General features: G+C 44.2%; 8 protein-coding genes. 4 read left to right on the forward strand and 4 right to left on the reverse strand.

Annotation, left to right across the window (positions count from 1 at the left end; genetic code table 11):
- Nucleotides 1-30 precede the first annotated feature (30 nt).
- Both OCV11_RS12780 and OCV11_RS12785 read right to left on the reverse strand, forming a co-directional pair.
- The gene (locus tag OCV11_RS12780; protein WP_261893278.1) at nucleotides 31-3,183 is read right to left on the reverse strand and encodes a DUF748 domain-containing protein; all 3,153 of its coding nucleotides are present in this window, start codon (nucleotides 3,181-3,183) and stop codon (nucleotides 31-33) included.
- Nucleotides 3,184-3,416: 233 nt separating this feature from the next.
- On the reverse strand, nucleotides 3,417-4,514 hold the full coding sequence (locus OCV11_RS12785) for an ABC transporter substrate-binding protein (protein ID WP_261893279.1): 1,098 nt from the start codon (nucleotides 4,512-4,514) through the stop codon (nucleotides 3,417-3,419).
- Nucleotides 4,515-4,800: 286 nt separating this feature from the next.
- Between OCV11_RS12785 and arfB the strand changes: the two genes are divergently transcribed.
- Nucleotides 4,801-5,214: an alternative ribosome rescue aminoacyl-tRNA hydrolase ArfB gene (gene arfB / locus OCV11_RS12790; RefSeq protein WP_261893280.1), complete on the forward strand. Its 414-nt coding sequence runs from the start codon at nucleotides 4,801-4,803 to the stop codon at nucleotides 5,212-5,214.
- Nucleotides 5,215-5,571: 357 nt separating this feature from the next.
- On the opposite strand, the gene OCV11_RS12795 is transcribed toward arfB, so the two are convergent.
- On the reverse strand, nucleotides 5,572-7,053 hold the full coding sequence (locus tag OCV11_RS12795; RefSeq protein WP_261893281.1) for a LysM peptidoglycan-binding domain-containing protein: 1,482 nt from the start codon (nucleotides 7,051-7,053) through the stop codon (nucleotides 5,572-5,574).
- A gap of 725 nt (nucleotides 7,054-7,778) precedes the next feature.
- Here OCV11_RS12795 and OCV11_RS12800 point away from each other — a divergent pair.
- Nucleotides 7,779-9,944: a methyl-accepting chemotaxis protein gene (locus OCV11_RS12800; protein WP_261893282.1), complete on the forward strand. Its 2,166-nt coding sequence runs from the start codon at nucleotides 7,779-7,781 to the stop codon at nucleotides 9,942-9,944.
- 207 nt (nucleotides 9,945-10,151) lie between these two features.
- On the forward strand, nucleotides 10,152-11,699 hold the full coding sequence (locus tag OCV11_RS12805; protein ID WP_261893283.1) for a carboxylesterase/lipase family protein: 1,548 nt from the start codon (nucleotides 10,152-10,154) through the stop codon (nucleotides 11,697-11,699).
- Nucleotides 11,700-11,785: 86 nt separating this feature from the next.
- On the opposite strand, the gene OCV11_RS12810 is transcribed toward OCV11_RS12805, so the two are convergent.
- Entirely contained in the window at nucleotides 11,786-14,038 is a 2,253-nt protein-coding gene (locus tag OCV11_RS12810; protein ID WP_261893284.1) for a hypothetical protein, read from the reverse strand.
- Nucleotides 14,039-14,606: 568 nt separating this feature from the next.
- Here OCV11_RS12810 and OCV11_RS12815 point away from each other — a divergent pair.
- Nucleotides 14,607-15,512: a DMT family transporter gene (locus tag OCV11_RS12815; RefSeq protein WP_373332790.1), complete on the forward strand. Its 906-nt coding sequence runs from the start codon at nucleotides 14,607-14,609 to the stop codon at nucleotides 15,510-15,512.
- The last annotated feature ends 69 nt before the right edge of the window (nucleotides 15,513-15,581 follow it).

Consider the following 15,581-nt stretch of genomic DNA (forward strand, 5'->3'; position numbering starts at 1 on the left):
CCATTATTATGCGTCTCGATATTCCCTTATCTAATCCGATCCTAAAGTGAGCAGCGCTTCAGTGGCAGAATGAGACATCTGTTTACTGCTGAGCAGGAAGACTCGTTCAGGTTCGATCTTAAGTTGGTTCACCAAATAAGCTTTCACGGCTTGGCCGCGGGCAATCGCCAAATCGAGCAAATCCTCTTGAGTAATCTTCTGCGCCTTGATGAGCTGGTTATAGAGTGAGGCATACAAACGCGTATCTACCTCTTCCTCTTTTGGCGCTTTCCCCTCTACGGTTAACTCTTGAGTGATGGCCTCTCGCTGTACATCCACACTCGGTGTTTGTGGCTGCTGCTCACGGTAATCATCGTAAAGATCGTCCACAGCATCACGAGCGTCATCATCACTGGCGACATAACTTGCTGTTAACGTTGGAGCACTGTCGACGCCCATCAGACTCAGTTGAGCACGCACTTTTTGTTCCGCCAGCGCATTAGCATCCACACTGGGATTGACCGCACCTTCCACATTCAAACGCAACTGAGGGCGTTTGGTTAATGCTTGGGCGAGCGTGGTTAAACGCTCTTGCTCACTTTCCTCAATGTTGGCTTGCCCAGCAGCAAAATTGACTTTGTTGAGCTCTTCGTCACTGCCGACTAAGTTCGCCAGCAGAGAAAAAGGTGAAGTGACCGCTTTGGTCAGAATGTTTTTCACAGCAGTCCAAATCACACTGCCAAAACCAAAGCTTGGGTCGTTGACATCGCCACTCACCTGCACACCTAAGTCGATGACGCCATGACGGTCTTGCAGCAGTGCGATCGCCAATTTGACAGGAAGGCTGGTCGCCAAATCTGAGTTACTGGGCTTACCCAATTGCAATTGGTCGATATAAACCTGGTTTGATCCTTTTAGCTGGCCGTTATCCAACAGGTATTGAACCGCCAAAGAAAGCTGACCTTTATCGATGTAATACCCTGCGTAAGTACCTGAATACGTGTTGACTGACGTCAGCTCAGCGCTTTTCACTTTCATGGTCAAATCTAAATACGGTTTCGCCAATAGCGGATTCACTTTCCCTGTTAGGCTAATTGGCGCGTATTGGTCAATTTTGCCATTAAGATCAACCTTAGCTGCGGTGTTGCCTTGTGAACTCAAATCGGTAATCGCCCCTGCAAGGCTGCGAATCCCCGATGAGAAGTTAGGCAATAACGACAGATCCGAAAAATAGGCCGAACCATCAATGACATTGATACGATCTATTTGTAATGCGATTGGCAGTGGTGCACTGGGCTTGGCTTCAGTTTTAGTGCCTTTCGACGCCTTTTGACTCTTTTGCGCTGCCGCTGGTTGGTTAGGATCGGCTTTGGCTATATCACCAATATTGGTGGTGCGGTCTTTATGAATGATGACTTTGGCATAAGGTTTGGTGAAATCGATATGATGCACCGTGACCTTGTTGGCTTTTTGCGAGTAAACCAATTTATCGATGTCGAGCCCTTGCCAAGAGACCAATGGCTCGCGGCTACGTAAATCATTAAGACGGAACTGTTCTACCGCCAATTTACCGGTGTAACGGGTGTCGTTATTTTTCCATGCACTGCGCAATTCACCTTCAGTTGAAAAGCGCCCTTTTTGCAAGGTCAAATTAGCGTACTGACCAAGGTAAGGTTGCAGCGCAGTGAGGTCGAAATCTTTAAACGCCAGCAAGGTAGTCAGTGTTGATTTGGCAATATCCACTTGGCCTTTACCGCTAAACTCACCGCTATTTTCGGCGTTATCCCCTTTTGCCACACTGGCAGCGGAGTTATAGAGCGCGAGCGACCATGAATAGTCGATAGATCGGCGAAAATCGCTAAACACATTGCTTACGTTGAGCGAAATTGGCGTGATACGCCATGTAACATCATTCGCGTAAGCCTTATCTTGCATCGCAACATCTGCTGACAGTTGCAGCTGTTTAACGTTCACCACCCAAGGTTCAGCACCACTTTCTGGCGACGCGGTCGTGTTATCTACGTTGGCGGTCACCGCTTTTTTCTCTTCTACAGCAGGTGCTGTTTTGGCTGAGGCAGGTGGTGTATCGGTCGCCGCTGGTGTAAAGAGCGTTTGTAAATCAACACCTTGCTTGGTTAAGACGCCATTGACTTTTAAGCCGTTGACATCAATATTGCCCAAGGTGACGAGATGCTGTTTCGAGCTCAGAGAGATCTCCGATAGATCGAAGTTTTGCCACGCTAACTTCGTTGTCGCGTTTGTGGATTGACCATCATCAAACGCCACATCCTGTAGTGCGACACGACCTTGGGAGAGTGAGTACTGCGCCTCACCATTTTCATAACGAAAACGCACTATGCCGTTGGTACTCAACATACCTTGATTAAGATTGGCGGGAATCATGTTCTTGGCGTAAGGCCAAAACTGAGTGAGTTCGACGTTATCTAAAGCGAAACTGGCTTGCGCGACGACGGGCAGCAGTTGGAACTGCCCCTGCACGGACACCGTTTGATCATCACCGGATTTCGCTAAAAAGTTGAACTGGTTTAAGGCCTTATCATTTTTACCATCTTGTCCGATAAACGCCTGTAAATCGAGATGTGTCAGCTCAAAGCTCATATCGTGATAGGCAAGGTTTGCCGTCGCAATATGATCAGAAAATTCAAATACACCATCCACAATGGCGATGCGGTCAGCGCGAAATCCCGGAGTGGCACTTTCCGTTTCCGTCGGGTCATCCGCCGCTGATTTGGGTTGGCTATCCAATGCAGTGAGAATGCTGGTGATATTCAATTCTGGCTGATGCTGCGCATTATTGGCGCGAATCAAATCCACTTGCGGTTTTGTCAGCACCACTTCGCTAACGGTTGGCGTTAAAGTAAAGAGACTTTGCCAAAACTGAAACTGAGCTTGAAACTGCTCAAAACTGAACAGCTTAGGATCGACTTGCTGCGACCAGTTGGCAATGGCACCTTGTTTAACCGTGACACGCAGCAGAAATGGGTTGATATGAATTTCCCCGATGGTGACTTCTCGACCAAGCAATTGGGTCGCCTTTTGCGGCAATTGGCGTTCGAGCACCATAGGTACAATGCCACCCAATACAATGAGATATAAGGCATAAAGCGCTGCCAAATAGCTCAACACTCGCTGATATTTCGGCAGAGTTTTAAAACGTTGTCGCCACTGGGTTATTTTTTTCATTATCGCCTCACTGATCGCCGCTTCATTATTCTTTGTGTTGTGGTGAGCACCCACAGGTCATTTAAGTATGAAACACTTTTTACTGCTCTTCATGGATCAGCTTATCAGTCTCGGTGTTGTTTGTGAGACAGCAATAGGTAATATTTTCTATGCCCCAAAGCAAAAGCCCTTCGACGAGCGAAGGGCTTGATATTAAAACGAGATTCTCGTTGAGAATCGCTCTAAAGAAGAGGTTACTCAGTGATAGAAACCGCGAAAGTCCCTTTAGGCATCACAGGTAAATATTTTTTGTAGAAGTTTAAGTAGTCTTGCTCTGGATTTAGATCCTTGAACACTTCTGGATAGAGCGCTTTGGCTAAGTATTCCGACATGCTGTAGTCAAGAATCGAACGCGATGCGCCTTGGTAAATACCAAACACGCGCTCATCTTGTACTGCTGGAAGTTGCGACCACCCTGGGCGTTTAGTAAAACCTTTCAAACGGTTAACCGCTTCTTGGCGATCAACCCCCTCGCCCATCAGCACTGCATCTTTGACTGCAGAAGATTCAGTACCCGCCAAAAAGACCACTTGTGGTTTTGCCGCTAATACTTGCTCTGGGTTGATAGGCCCCCACCATTCAACATAAGGCGCAGCGATGTTATCGCCACCCGCTTGTTTCAGCATCGCGCCCCACATGTTTTTGCCGTAGGTAAAGCTGTATTGGCTTGGCCCTTTGTTACCAAATTCCACGTAAGCGCGTGGTTTTGGCAAACCCGATTTGGCAATGCGCTCTTCAATCATCGTCATTGCGTTGGAGTACTCACTTGCAATGGTATTGGCGCGCGCTTCTTGGCCCGTTAATTGACCAATGATTTTAGTACTTGCCACATGGCGAGCAACGGTTTGAGCATTGTAATCCACAACGACAATGGGAATACCGGCTTGCTCAAGACGCTTCACGTCTGACCCCAAACCTTGGTATTGCCACTCTGCCAACACCAACACATCCGGTCTCAAGCTAATCACTTTTTCAATCGAAAAGGTTTGTGCTTCGACTTCACCAACATCCGGAATTTGCGCCAATTTAGGATCGTGTTGGGTGTAAATTTCCCAACTGGCAGGACGCCAAACTTTCCATGTATCGCGGGAAAGCCCGACCACTTGATCAAATGATTTTTCGCCGCCAATCGCCATATAGTCTTCAGCATAAAAACCGAGGACCACGCGTTTGGCTGGCACATCCACTTGAACATCACGATCCAAAATATCGTGAATCGTTTGTACTTCAGCTTGAGCAGAGAAGGTTCCCATGGCGAGCGCCAATGGAAGTAAGACTGACTTAAAATTCATGTTGAGCTCTCGTTATTTTAATTAGGATTTTGCCAATGAATTCGATAAGTAACGATTGGCGACATGAATACTAACATAGTCAAATAGTAATCAATATCATTTTTGTTTAGTTGATAACTCACTAATATTAAAGATATTATTCTTAAACGAACGTTTTTAATGCACGAGAAACCCCTCCTCAATTCGAGCTACTCGGTAGGTAAAAGGCGAGATCGAAACCCGCATCAGTTTTGACATCTGCCGGGAAGCCGTTACACTCTCCTTTTTTCAACCCTCCTGGTATCTCATGCTCAAAATTTCCAACACTGTAACCCTCGCCGATTGGGAAATTGAGCTGACGGCAATTCGTGCCACGGGTAACGGTGGTCAGAATGTGAATAAAGTCTCTTCGGCAATTCATTTACGTTTTGATGTGCCGCACTCAACCTTGCCTGCCGTCTATAAAGAACGGCTGCTGGCGCTCAGTGATTCGCGCATTTCTAAAGAAGGTGTGATCATCATTAAGGCGCAAACCTTTCGCACCCAAGAGAAAAACCGCGAAGATGCGTTAAATCGACTGTTGGAAATTATCCAAGGTGCCATGGTGGTGCAAAAGAAACGCCGGGAAACAAAACCGACTCGCTCTTCACAAGTAAAACGCGTCGATAATAAGAAAAAACAAGGTGAGAAAAAGTCACTGCGCGGCAAAATCAGCATTTAGATCATCGTAACCCCAAAGCTTCCCAACCTGCCTTTAAAGTGTCGCCAAGCCTTTTATATCAAGGGCTATACCGCTCTCTAGATTTTCACTGTACAGCTGAGCGAGCAAAAAGATCATGGGTAACCCAAAGCTCCACTCCTTCGCCCTGGTCAACTTAAGAAACCCATCAAACTCTCAGCGATTGCTATGCAGCCAAACAGCCTACTGGCTCTGCCTTATTCTCAAGCTATCAGCACTGGGGACAGTTATTATTTGGTGTGGCCGCCAGAGACAGATAAAAAGCGCATTGAGATCTTGTTGGCTTTTCTCAAAGACAACTTACCAGCGGAAATTCCATCAGGGATAGAAATAGTAGAATTAGTTAAGACGGCCTAGATTGATGATCGGTAGCTCTTCATCCACCACACTAAAATTATTAAGCGCACGTAGATGTGTACCAGCAAGCATCTTGTCGGGGTAACGATAGCGCGCATTCACTGGTCGTTGATAGAGACGAGGCTGTTCACGAGGTAGGGTCGTTTGCTCATTAGAGAGCAGGTATTCTTTGGCGTCGACAACATTAATTTCATCGCCCACCTGCAAAGCGGCAGGATTAGCTAGATAACGAGGATTGAGCTCAAGCAGTTTCTTGGCAGAAAGACCATGTTTGGCGGCAATCTCACTCCAACCTTCGCGCGTATTGCTGCCGAGTTGGCGCTGCACAAAATAGGTCAAAGCACGTTTCTCACTATAGGCATCCACAAACGCAGTGCGTTCACTTTGCCAATCGCGTTGCTGGCGAGTCTTAAGCAATTTTGCCATATCGATAGCGACACTGTACTTTTCCAGCCATTGATCGCTGATGTTATCCAACTCGTCGCGCGTGATTTGTCGTGGTAGATAAACCAAGTGTTGATGTTTGATCACATGACCACGCAGTTTCCAAAAGAGCAAAATCGCCGTTTGGTACTTGTTAAAACCTTGGCGAACATCGAGTTTCTCGTGGGTTGAACGCGTGCCGTAAAAACTCCACTTACCGTCACCCAAGATTTTGTACTCTTGGATTAAACGTCGATGACAAAAATGGTAGTAATACCCTTCGGTAGGCAAGCCTAAACGCTCGGCACTTTCAACGGCAGGAACCACTGGAATATACGCGTCACGAACGCTATCGGTGCCAATCTCATCTAAGGCGAGCGGATTCGGTAAGGTAATGCCCATTGGAGCCGACGCCACTTGAATCATTAGGCGTTTGGGCTCGTCAAAAGCGGTATGAATGGTAAATTTAGTGCCATGCTTGGTTTGCGATTTATGCCAAGTACCTAACATAGGTTCTTGAACTGTCTTCGCCAAAGCAAAGGAGCAACCGACGTTGTTAATGAGTGTTTGTTCTGAACAAGCAATTTCGAAATTATATTCGTATTTTAGTGGCCTAACCGTGTCACTAAAATCTGGCCTAACTGACGTTGTTAGCTGAGATTCTTTGTGAGAAAACTGCGGACGCAAAAAGGGAAATTGTCCGGTTTTCGTTTGCTTCGATTTTGCTTGTTGGGAGGAGAAACCACCCACTGCTTTTTTATTCGTTAATGCATACAATGCTTGATTTGCCGATTCAGATAACCCACCTTGCGTGCCTGAGTCTAGCGCCCAGTGCACATCGGAATCTTCAGCTTGTTTAAGTGCTGGATTCTTTGGGTTTTCTGTTAGCAGCCAAAGTTGGCCTTCTCTCAATTTTTCGGCAAAGCTATCCAACTCCATCCCCTCAGGCACTAGAGCTTCTAATTCTTCGCGCGATAACTGATCCAGCCCACCTTCGACTTGACTGTACAACGAGCTATCTAACTCCGTCAGTCTTGCCATTCGGTAAGTCATTTTTATTGTATTGCCTAGCCATAATTCTATTTTTATGCGCTCATAGTACTGATTTATCTGGTTAAAACTACCTCATTTCGTCAGAGCTTTGTCAGGGAAAATTCTATTAGGCACAAGATCACATTTTTCTCTCTTGATTATGCAACTTTACACAAATTGACATGCCTTTCTCATCATTCCAATATCTTGACGCACGATATTCTCCACTGCTTTACACTCCTTTACTGGCAAAAATACAGATAAAGCCGCTTTATTTTCGACTCAAATCCAGATCAAATAAAATCCCCTATTGAACTCAAACACGAGGCAAGCAGATTAAATTCATCACGTATAATTTCTTTATTTGGTACAAATTTAATTATTTTAATTACTTTTAAAACACAAAAAATAACATTAAATTATTTTCCATTTATCCCATCTTCAATCATTCAATATGAACCTAATTGATTTTAGAAAAATAATAACAAATAGACTAAGCATGGATAAACAGTGGTGTTGCTCTAAAAAATTAAAATAATAGATTGTTTCATCATTATGAAACAGTTTACTATTCAACGGTTATTTTCTAATGACATTAGAACATTAGCATCAAATCAATAACGATAAATATTCTTATTTACTTTACCTTATTCAGTTTAGGGTGCTTTCCCACACCTGATGGTTATCGGTATTGGGTTTAATTCAACTCATTAATTTAATCAGTTAGAGACTTTATGAGATTACAATCTATTCAAACCAAAATAGCGCTGATTGGCGGTATCGGATTAGCGGTAACGGCTACTGTATTGGCTGGCTATAGTATTACTTCTGCCAATTCGACTAAGGATATTGTTTTAGCAGAAACCACATCATTAATAACCGAACGAACTCACAAAGAATTAAGTATCACCACTGAAAAATACGCACAAGTCATTGAGAATCGTATTGAACAAGGTATTAATTCAGCAAGAACGATTGCGGAAACGATTTCGTCAAAAAACAATGGTCAACAAACGCTTTTTAACCGCAATACTTTTAACCTCACTTTGCAGTCGGTATTAAAAAGCAACTCTGATTTAAATGGTGTTTATAGCGCTTGGGAAGCAGACAAATTTGATCATCAAGATGATCAATTCATCGGTGCAGATAATGGTAGTGAAGCAAACACTGGTCGCTTCGTTCCTTATTGGACGCGTTCCGTTTCCGGCCAAATCTCGGTGGCACCTTTAGTGGACTTTGATAGTTTAGAAAAACACCCTAACGGCATCGGCCGTGGGGCTTGGTATCAAATTCCAAAACAGCAAGGTATTGAAACCGTTACTGCGCCATTGCCTTATCAAGTTCAGGGTCAATCGGTGTGGTTAGCAACACTTTCTGTGCCAATCAAACTCAATGGTCAGTTCGCAGGCGTTATCGGTGCGGATTACAATCTTCAGTTTGTCCAATCACTGAGCCAACAAATTTCGCAGCAGTTGTATAAAGGCCAGTCGCAAGTCACCATTTTGACTGACCAAGGTTTAGTGCTCGCCGATAGCCGTGACGCCTCCACCATTGGCAAGAAAGAGCAGAACTTGTTTGGCCAAGCCCAAGCGCAGATAAAAGATCTGGCTCTTAGCCACAAGTTAGGTTCATTTGAATCAACCAATGCCAAAGGTGAGAAGGCGTTTTTTGCTCTAGCACCTATACAGTTAGGTCGTGGTAACAGCTTTTGGATCGTGGTTGTGCAAGTGCCTAAAGCCACGGTATTAGCAGACGCCTATAACCTTGAGCAACGCATTAGTGATAACAACGACAGTAACATTCACATTCAATTGTTATTGAGTTTGGTGGTGGCATTAATCGCTATCGCTGTCCTTGCAATGTTTGCGAAAAAAATTGCTGCGCCTATTTTGCGTGCCGTCGATATGGCGAAATCCATCGCTGGTGGTGAGTTTGGTAAACGCTTGGACTATCACAGCCACGATGAAGTGGGCGAGCTAGCAGAAGCGCTCGACAACATGACAGCAAGCCTAGAAAAACACGTCGCGGTTGCAGAACAAATCTCGCAAGGCAACCTGAATGTTACGGTAACGAAAGCGTCTGATCATGACCAACTCGGTAACGCGTTAGCGCAAATGCTGGATGATTTAAACAAGGTCATTTTTGAGATCGGTCGTAACTCAGATCACATCGCTTCTAGCGCTGAGGGCGTATCCGATTTAAGCCATAACCTTGCTGCTGGAGCGGCGCAGTCGGCCTCTGCTGTGACAGAAATCAGTGCATCGATTGCTGAAATTGCAACCCAGATTCAGCAAAGTTCGGTTAATGCCCATCAGGTGAATGAATTATCACAGAAAACCTTAACGGCAGCTCATGAAGGAAACAAGATGATGGATGATCTTTCTAGCGCCATGCATGACATTAATCAATCCGGCCAAGACATCCATAACATCATTAGCTCAATTGAAGAGATTGCCGAGCAAACCAATTTACTTGCACTAAATGCCGCCATTGAAGCAGCACGCGCAGGTGAATATGGCCGAGGCTTTGCTGTGGTGGCCGATGAAGTTCGCCAGCTTGCTGTGCGCAGCGCTGCCGCCGTACAGCAAACGGCCAAACTCATTGAAAACTCGGCGAGCAATACGCAAAAAGGGATTCAACTGACTGAAAGCACCTCGAAATCACTCAATGCGATTTTGGGACACATTGATCACGTCGCAGGGTTGGTGACAGAAATCAGTTCAGCATCAAGCGAGCAAAGCTCTGCCGCTGAACAGGTCAATATCGGTATCCAACAAATCGATGAAGTGGTGCATCAAAACGGTCAGATCTCTGAAGAGTGTGCAACCTCATCTAAAGAGATGGAGCAGCAATCTCGCACGCTGCTCTCTTTGGTGGCCCGTTTTCAATTACGCAAATAACACCTTGAACAATCCTGATTTCACACCGCCTTCGGGCGGTGTTTTTGTTTGTACCGCAGGATTCGCATCTTGTTGAATGAGTAAAATAGATGAATTCTTAAGCGAACTATTCCCCTGATTAATAAGCTTTTATAAACGTTCCTCATGGATTATGGTCTTAGCAAAATTGCAGTAAATTGCTCGCAAAATTTGAGGTGATGTTTTGCTATGAACCATTCATTTTCGCTCTGGTTACGTTCCACGCTATTAGCCAGTCTTACTAGCCTTACAGCGCTTGCTCCAGTAGCACAAGCTGATGAGGTTGATCCCCTACTCATTCACACTGAAACCGGTGCGATTGAAGGCAAAAACTTGTCACAAACCTATAGCTGGCAAGGCATACCCTACGCAGAGCCATCGGTTGGCGCTTTACGCTGGCACGCACCACAGCCAATCAAAGCTTGGGATGGGATAAAAAACACCACCGCATTCGGCGCTTCCTGCATGCAAACACCCCCACCGAAAGGCCCAGAAGCGATCCTAAGCCAACAACCGATGAGTGAAGATTGTCTCACCCTCAATATTTGGAAACCCAAAAGACGTTTTGAGGAAAATCGTCTTCCGGTAATGGTATGGATTCATGGTGGCGCATTTCGTATGGGCGCTTCATCACTCAAACTCTACGATGGCGCAAATGTGGCGAAAAAAGGCGTGATTGTTGTGACGCTCAATTACCGTCTTGGTCCATTGAGCGTATTTCCTCATCCTGCGCTCGACAAAGAAGAACATGGCAAAGCTCTAAACTTTGGCTTGCTCGATCAAATCGCGGCGCTGCAATGGGTGAAAAACAATATTGGTCAGTTTGGTGGCGATACCAATAACATCACTCTTTGGGGCGAATCTGCTGGCGGTGCATCAGTAGGATATTTACTCACCTCTCCTTTATCTAATGGACTGTTTAATAAAGCCATTATCGAATCAGGTGCTTTAGCCCTGCCTGAACTATCAAGGAAACAAGCGGTTACCTCGATTAAAAAGCAGCTACCCAAATCGCTAGCCAATATGACCCCAGCGCAATTGCGTGCGTTACCCGCAGGCCAATTACTGACCTTGCCACTTGCCAAAACCTCGACCATGCCGATCATTGATGGTGTATCGTTAATCGAGAAAACCCAGAAAGCGATCGCAAGCGGTCACTATCACCATGTGCCGCTTTTAATTGGTAGCAATAATGATGAAGCAGGCTTCTTTCCACCAGCGTGGAGTGCGTCGGTACAAGAGAAACTCGGTAAACTGTGGCCTCAAGCGGCCAAGCTCACCGATGGCTACGGTACGAATTTGGTTGAGAATAAAGAAGCGCAGCTTGCAACCGACATCTTCGCGACAGTCAATACTCGCGCGCTGGCAACCAATTCAGTCAAAAACAAAATGCCTACTTGGCGCTACTATTTTAGCTATCAAAGTTCAGCTCAATCGAAAACACATCCAGGGGCGATTCATACCGCAGAGATCCCTTATGTGTTTGGTAACGTAGACCAATTAGGCTTTACGCCAAATGAAGAGGATAAAGAGCTCGCCAATAACTTAAGCGAACGTTGGGTTCATTTTGCCAAACACGGCACGCCTAATCCCGTCGCCTTTAAGACTTGGCCGCAATACGATCCTAACAGCGATAGCTTATGGCTTATCGACAGCCACGGCGAACGAGCCATTGTCGAACAAGGCACCGCACGTCTCGACTTGCTGCAACGCCATCCTGAGATTCAGTTAAACTGACCCTAAAGGTTAATTTCACTAGCTATTCATACAAAAAAAGCCCTCAATTTTAATTAAGGGCTTTGATTTTATGAATCAGTTAGTAATTACTTAATGGCTGCAATCCATTTTTCATAAATACTTGTCAAGGTTGCTTCATCACCCATCATGATGTAATCAGCATCATCTTCATCTGCGTATTTGTCTGTCATATACACACTGAATTTGCCAAAATCACGGACACGATAAGTATTACGCTCGTAACCACCATCAAAGGTTTCATGCTGGTTCAAGTACACTGTTGTATCGCCATCTTCAGTGATTGTATCGACTTTCCAAGTACCTGGTTCAGATACTTCGCCAGTTGTATCATTTACATCAACGGCATTGAATGAACCGTCAGAATTGAAGTCGTAATAGAACAAAACAGGCTTAACGTCACCAGTGCCGTTAGATTGTTCGTTGTTATCATCACCCAAGACAAAAACTTTGCCGTCAAATTGCGCTTCTGTCACTTCAAGGAAGTTGTAGTAATCTTTATTGGCTGAATCTAACCAGAATAGTTCTCCATCTGCCGTACCGATAACCATTTGCTCGCCATTTCCGACGTTAGCATGGTAAAGAACAGTGAAGCTATTTGTCTTACCTTCTTCGTCAAAAGTAAGCGTGCCGTCATCTTGAAGAGTGACAGGGAAACAATCGGTTAAATCTGCTGAGCTTTCAGATAGATTATCCAGCACAGGACCAAAGTCGTGACCTGTTAGTGTCTGTCCAAAATCCAGACACATTTGAGTTTCTGAACCATTCACTTTGAAGGTCGCGAAACCGACTTCTGTATCACCAGCATTAAAGCTACCCATACTCCATACTTTCGCTTCGCTAAACATAGCGTTGGTAAAGCCTAGAGAATCATCTGAGGGAGAATCGCTATTATCATCAGCGACACTTTCTGAAACAGAAAGATTAAATGTATACGATGCGCCGGTACTATGCGTTGAGTCTTTTGCTGAAATAGCTAATGTCACCACACCAGATGTGGTTGGCGTACCAGATACGGTTAGCAAACCAGATTCATCAACAGACACTAAAAGACCACTGTCTGAAGACGATACTGAGTAAGTTAAAGTGTCACCTTCAGCATCATTAAACAGCTCACTCACATCAACGCTATTTTCAGTGCTTTGGTTTTGTTCCAAATTCCAAGCACTCAATGTGTTTTGAATTGCCGAGGTCACTGAAGTATTGACGGTAGGTGCTTCATTTGCAGAGGCTACAGTAAAGGTAATCAATGCAGGCACAGTCGCAACAACTGTTCCGTTGGCAGCTGCATCTTTTGCTTCAATAACAATATTGTAAGTTCCAGCTTTTGAAACGTCTCCTTTCAGAATCAAACTGCCACTGGTTAAAGAAACATCTAAACCACCAGCCTTTAGCTCATCAATACTAGTTTGAGTTAATGCTGCCGTAATATTGCTATTATCTTCATCACTAAACAGACCTGAGTAAGCTTCACTAAATGTAATGCTGCTACCCACCTCAAGGTTCATATTTACAAGCTCTGCTTCAATGCTAGCAATGTAGTCGCTGCTAACCACTAGGCGAGAGTTTGTAACTGAAGTCAAATTAACACCGTCGCCAGAAGATTGATCGATAATGACTGGCTTAACAGTCACATCGTTTAACTCTTCTTCACTCAGAGTCTCTGTAGTTTGTGCTGCTGCTGCTGCAAACTTTAGTGCATTTGCGTGGTAATTGTCATCACCTTCACCTTCTGCCACTTTTGACACTGTCAGAATTTGAGCCGTCTTATGCAGTTTTTTAGAAGTGTTGTCTGTCGCACCAATATAATCGGAGTAAACATTGATGGTTGCATCACCTAAAGCTTCAGCAACATTGCTTGCAGCCTGCTCTTCAGTGGCACCATTACTGATCTCAATTGCAACCAGATCAGTTAATGGTGAAATAATGGTTGAAGATGGTGTTGAACGGAATACCACTTCACTCTGCATCGCTTGAGTGGGTTGATCCATATCTACAGTGTAAATACCTGCGTATTTCTCACTATCCAACGCAACTAGTTGAGCCTGAGCTTCACCACCTGGGACAACGGTTTGTACTGCTAAAGTACCTTCGGGACGAGAGTCCAACTCTAACTGCCCATTGTTATCAGTCAAGCCAAGGAAAACTTCACTACTTTGCCATTGACCATCCGTGTTTGCATCCACGAACACAACTGCATTTTTCAAATAGCCATCCAACGCTTTTATGGTTGTTTGAGCACTTTCATCACTACTGTTATCACCGCCACATCCGGTTAATGCGAAGCTCACAGACAAAGCCAACAGACTTAGTTTTCTCACTAGTTAATCCTTTTAAACTTATAGTTTTATATTTTTAAAAATAGACAAAATAAACACAACCCAACTTGGAATATATTTACTTGGTGGCTTTATAACTTTATTTATTCAGATTGTAAATATACGTAAAGTAAAAAAATCAAATAATAAGCCCAAAAATATAAAACAAATCGCACATTAGTCATTACCATATAATTCAACAAGTTAGATTTATAGAAATCAATCCAACACATTCAATCATAGCTATAAACTGCAGATGGCAATTTTTATAAGCTTACAAAAATACATTAGCAATTGATTAATTACCACCCAATTAATAACAAAAATAACAGTAATATGATTTTAGAAAATATAATATTGATAATAATGAAATTAAATCATACAAATCTCACATCTTGTTATTTTTATTTAAAATGAATCATAACAAATACAAAAACATCACAATGCAACAATATGAATAACTGCATTTATTCACACCTGAAGAAGGCCATTTATTAACTAAATTGCGGGACTTTCGTCACAAACAGCGATAAATTAACCACTTATTTTTTAAGCTAGTCAAATCTGAATCATGGAATCAATCCCCTCACCTTCACCCATTTTCCCAATCGGTGTTCGGTTTATGTTTTTGTCTGCATTAGGTTTTTCCCTAATGACTGCCTTTGTGAAAGGTGTGAGCAATTACGGTATCCCGGTCTTCGAAATCGTTGCCGCTAGGGCTTTTGTCTCGCTGATCATTAGCTACGTTGACGTGAAACGTAAGCACATCTCGCTGTGGGGCAACAATAAGAAACTGCTGTTTGCTCGCGGGGCATTTGGTACAGCCTCCTTAATGTGCGTTTATTACGCGGTGACCTCTTTGCCTTTGGCTGAAGCGACCATTTTGCAATATGTACATCCCATTTTTACTGCGCTTCTTGCGGTGCTGTTTTTAAAAGAACGAGTTCAACCGGCAACGGTAGTGTGTATCGTGTTGTGCTTACTTGGTCTTTACACCATGTTGCACCCTGAACTTGCCAGCGGCCAGCACTCAGACATTCCACTCTTTAGTGTCGGAGTTGCGTTGCTCGGGGCATTCGGTAGTTCAATTGCTTACGTGATTGTGAAAAAACTGAGCCGTACAGAAGACAGCTCAGTGATCATCTTCTACTTCCCTATGGTGGCTCTGCCGATTTCCGCCATTTTGATTGGGCGCGATTTTATTTGGCCAGAATGGCACGTTACAGTCATGATGATTTTGGTCGGCGTGTTTACCCAAATTGGTCAATATGGTTTGACTAAAGCGATGCAAACCCAAGATGCGGGCCGAGCTTCTGCGTTCTCTTATATCCAAATCGTGTTTTCGATTTTTATCGGCGTGATTTGGTTTAAAGAGATCCCATCGGTGTGGACTTACCTAGGCGGTATTTTCATTGTGTCGGGAGCTTTGATTAACGTGTTTGGTCAGCGCATTCCTTTGCTAAGACGTCGTACTTAATCACGATATCCGCTTTACCCACCCAGCAACAAAAAGGGCGTACTTGCTAGTACGCCCTTTGCTATTTCA

This window comes from Vibrio porteresiae DSM 19223 (genome assembly GCF_024347055.1).
Lineage (GTDB): Bacteria > Pseudomonadota > Gammaproteobacteria > Enterobacterales > Vibrionaceae > Vibrio > Vibrio porteresiae.